Source organism: Ideonella sp. P3_A4 (assembly GCF_056403075.1).
This window is the reverse complement of sequence record NZ_JBFUGE010001315.1, coordinates 1-660: the sequence shown is the minus strand read 5'-3', so window position 1 is coordinate 660 and position 660 is coordinate 1. Positions and strand designations below refer to the sequence as shown.

General features: G+C 67.4%; 2 protein-coding genes. Both read right to left on the bottom strand.

Annotation, left to right across the window (positions count from 1 at the left end):
• Positions 1 to 270: hypothetical protein (locus AC1DYI_RS37755; protein ID WP_477209168.1), on the bottom strand; the 270-nt coding region annotated here is incomplete at its 3' end.
• 108 nt (positions 271 to 378) lie between these two features.
• The coding region (locus tag AC1DYI_RS37750) for a hypothetical protein (protein WP_477209167.1) at positions 379 to 660 on the bottom strand (282 nt) is incomplete at its 5' end.

The following is a 660-nucleotide window of genomic DNA, read 5'->3' as shown; positions in this document are numbered from 1 at the left end:
CCCGGGGAAGGTGTTGCCCACCGCGCCACCGGTGTCCTGGTCGCCGTCGGGGTTGCCGATCTTGGTGCCGATGAAGGGGTTGACCATGGCCAGCAGGTCTGCATTCGCGCCTTCTGTTCCTGGCGCCAGGCCTTCGGCGCGCTCGGCGCGGTCGGCCTCGGCGCTGGTGTCGTCGGAAGCGTCGTTGCCCCCGCAGGCGGCGAGTGCCAAGCCTGCGGCGAGCACGACCTGGAGCGCCATTCGGCGCTCGGTCGTCTTGAACCTTCTCATTTTGGAAACTCCTCTGAAGTTGTGGTGTTCCTCAGGCCGCTGTAGCGCGGTGCAGGGCCGTGCGCCACGGGTGGTGGCACCGGCCCTTGCTCGTTGTGGGTGATCAGTTCAAGGCGCCGCGTTCATCAGGTCCAGCGCGCTGTGCTGGCGGGCAGCGTCGATGGAATCCAGCGGCCCGGCGAAGTGCAGGCCGTAGGCGTCTTGCGGGTTGCGGTCGTTCGCGTAGGCACTGTCGGCCTGACGCTTCAAGTACGCGGTATACGGGTGCTTGGCCAGCAGCGTGTTCAGCGCGCGCAGGCCGCGCACATGCGCACCCTTGAACGACGGCCCATCGCCGCCGCAGCCGTTGCTTTCGCAAGGCTCACGCAGGATGCCGTTGACATGCAGCAG